Below are 2,966 nucleotides of genomic sequence, written 5' to 3'. Positions count from 1 at the left end.
CCGACCGGGGCAGGGCTCTCCTCCTCCGCCGCCCTGGAGTGCGCCACGGCCGCCGCCCTGAACGACCTGTACGGGCTCGGCCTGTCCGCGCCGGAACTCGCCCTGATCTCCCAGCGGGCCGAGAACGCCTTCGTCGGCGTGCCTTGCGGTGTGATGGACCAGATGGCCTCCGCCTGCTGCACGGACGGTGCCGCGCTGTTCCTGGACACCCGGACGCTGGAGGGGCGGCACGTTCCGCTCGACCTGGAGGCGGCCGGGTTCCGGCTGCTGGTGATCGACACCCGGGTCAAGTACGACCTCGGCGACGGCGCCTACGCCGTCCTGCGGGCCGGCTGCGAGCGCGCCGCTGAGCTGCTGGGCCTGGCCGCGCTGCGCGACCTGCCGGCTGCCGGCCTCAGCGCCGCCCTGGAGCGCCTCCCCGACGACCTCGCCCGCCTGGTGCGGCACGTGGTCACCGAGAACGGGCGCGTGCTGGAGACGGTCGAGCACCTGGACGGTGGCCGGATCGCCGCGCTGGGGCCGGTCCTGACGGCCGGACACGCCTCGCTGCGCGACGACTTCCGGGTCTCCTGCGACGAGACGGACCTCGCGGTCGAGTCCGCCGTGGCGGACCCGGTCGCGGCGGCGGTGCGGTCGGCGGGCTACGCGGCGCCGGTGGCGTTCACCGCCGTGCCCTCGCCGGGGGCGCGGCGGGTGGACTGACCGGGCGGGGCCCGGAGCCGCCCGGTCAGCCTGCGGCCGGTACCACGACGAGTTCGCCGACGGCGTCGGCGAGCGCGTTGCGGGCCGCTGCCGGGAGGGCGTCGTCGGTGATGAAGCAGTCGACCTCCGTCAGGGTCGCGAAGCTGCTCAGGCCGACGACGCCCCACTTGGTGTGGTCGGCGACCACGACGGTGCGGCGGGCCGAGGCGATCAGGGCCCGGTTGGTCTGCGCCTCGGCCAGGTTGGGCGTGGTGAGTCCGGCCTGCTCACTGACGCCCTGCACACCGAGGACGAGCAGGTCCACGTGGAGCGTGCGGATCGTCTGGTCCGCGAGGGTCCCCACCAGCGCCGCGGAGCGCGTCGGCGCCCCACCGGTCAACAGCAGCGACGGGACGCTCTCCCTCCCGTCGCTCTGCGCCGCCCACAGCAGGTCCGCGATCCGCAGGGAGTTGGTCACGACCGTCAGCCCCGGGACCTCCAGCAGCCGGGAGGCGACCGCGTAGGTGCTGGTGCCGGCGGACAGCGCCACCACGCTGCCCGGTTCCACGAACTGCGCGGCCGCGTTCGCCAGGGCGGCCTTGGTGCTCTCCTCCAGCTCGGACTTGGCCTCGAAGCCGGGCTCGAAGCTGCTGGCGGTCCCGGCGGCGACGGCTCCGCCGTACACCTTCTGCACGGTGCCCTGCCGGGTGAGCCCTCGGCGCAGGGCCCCCTGATCACGCCCTCGCGTGGCTTCGCTCGAACGAAGGGCTTTTTGGGGACCCGCGCTGATGTTCTGGCCGAGGTGACGCCCGGGGACACGCTCGCGAGGGCGCCCGCCACCCTCGGTGGGAGGTGCTGGAATCTGCTCGCCGGAACTCCCTGGCGCTCACTTTCAGAAAAGAGGTACACGCATGGCCGACAAAGTCACGGTGGCCGGGCGAGGGACTGCCGAAGCCGTCGCGGATCTGGTGGTGATCCGTGGCGCCGACACGGCGCGGGCGAAGACGGCCACGGAGACGGTGAGTGCCGCCCACGCCGTCGGGGAGAAGCTGCGCACAGCTCTGCGCGAGCAGCGAGTCGCGGACCGGGCCATCGAGATCGTCAGTCAGCCTCCGCAGAACGACTGTGACTCGACCGGTGCCACGGTGTCGCACCATGCCGAAGAGAGCGTCTCGGTGACAGTGCGGCAGGCCGGCGGGGTCACAGAGGAGGTCGAGAGGATCGTCAAGATCATCGAGTCGGTCGACGAGCGTTTCCTCGTGCGCGACGTGGGATTCGATGTGGCCGATCGGGCCTCGCTGCGGGCCGAGGCTCACCGGGCCGCCCTCGCCGATGCACGGGCGCAGGCCGTCCAGTATGCCAAGCCCGCTGGGCGGGAGCTGGGGTCGCTCGCTTCGAGCGTGGACGGCGACGAGACGAGCGAGAATTCGTCCGGCAAGATCGAGATGAGCGTCACCGTCAACGTGGTCTACAACCTGCGCTGAGGGGCCGGCTGGCCTCGACGCCGACCTGCAGTCGGGAGCGACTGGACTCCCGGCCTCGTCGATGGTCTCCGGGACGGCTTGACGGGGCGGCGGACGAGGGCCATGGCGAGACCGGGCTCGTCCGCACGCTCCGAGACCGGTCGAAGGCCGGGCGGGCTTCGCCGTACGGCCCGGCGGGAAACGGCGAGCAGCCTCCGTTAGAGGTCACCGACCCGAAGGGGCGCCGCCGTCAGGAACGCTCCTCCGCCGGTCCGGCCCGCACTCCTGTCACGACACGCGGCATCGGGCAGCGGCCGGACACGTCACCGGGCCTCGTGCGGCGTCAGGGCGGGGACGAACGCTGTCCGGGGGCAGGGCCGGGCGCTGCGTGCGCTGTTCTTTTCAGTCCTGGCCGCCGGTGCCCAGCCGGACCACAGCCACATCCCTCGACTCGGCGGTCGTCGGCGAACATGCACTCATTGTGATCAAATAGGTGCCTTGAGTGATGCCCGAGGGTGAGAGGTGCGAATTTCCTCTGCCCTCGCGGCAGCGTTCCTGGCTGCAACCGCCGTCGTGGCTGGCGCTGGCGCTGGCGCTGCCGCGGCTGGCGACGGCACCGCCGGCAACGCGAGCCTCGGCCCCCTCTCGCCTGTTGGCCAACTGGAGCCCGGCCTGTCTTCGGCCACTCAACACGTCAACGCCAATGTCTACGACATGTCAGCCGCGATTCTGGGGAAGGACCGCCCCTTGAACCCGAAATCAACGGACTGCGCTCCTCCCCACCAGGGAGGAGGTGGTCAGTCGGACTGACGAAGTGACGAC

The 2,966-nt window shown here is 72.0% G+C and carries 3 protein-coding genes; 2 read left to right on the top strand and 1 reads right to left on the bottom strand.

Features of this window, described 5'->3' with window-relative positions; translation table 11 throughout:
• Window positions 1-702 (top strand): galactokinase (locus ACIQOV_RS35230; RefSeq protein WP_401054916.1); only part of this gene is annotated, 702 nt, incomplete at its 5' end.
• A gap of 25 nt (window positions 703-727) precedes the next feature.
• Here the strand turns inward: ACIQOV_RS35230 and ACIQOV_RS35225 are convergent.
• A complete protein-coding gene (locus tag ACIQOV_RS35225; protein WP_401054915.1) occupies window positions 728-1,366 on the bottom strand; it encodes a DeoR/GlpR family DNA-binding transcription regulator in 639 nt (212 codons plus the stop codon).
• A gap of 226 nt (window positions 1,367-1,592) precedes the next feature.
• On the opposite strand from ACIQOV_RS35225, the gene ACIQOV_RS35220 reads away from it, so the two are divergent.
• Window positions 1,593-2,165 carry an SIMPL domain-containing protein gene (locus tag ACIQOV_RS35220; protein ID WP_401054914.1) on the top strand — a complete coding sequence of 191 codons (573 nt, stop codon included), beginning with the start codon at window positions 1,593-1,595 and terminating at the stop codon, window positions 2,163-2,165.
• The last annotated feature ends 801 nt before the right edge of the window (window positions 2,166-2,966 follow it).

Source organism: Kitasatospora sp. NPDC091257, assembly GCF_044757675.1.
In the GTDB taxonomy this organism is placed as follows: domain Bacteria; phylum Actinomycetota; class Actinomycetes; order Streptomycetales; family Streptomycetaceae; genus Kitasatospora; species Kitasatospora lactacystinica.
Note: the sequence above shows the minus strand (reverse complement) of the source record. Positions and strands in the feature narration are given on the sequence as shown.

What these genes read in the sequence shown, in the direction of transcription:
- ACIQOV_RS35220 (WP_401054914.1), top strand. Translation starts at nt 1,593, where the DNA reads ATGGCCGACAAAGTCACGGTGGCCGGGCGAGGGACTGCCGAAGCCGTC.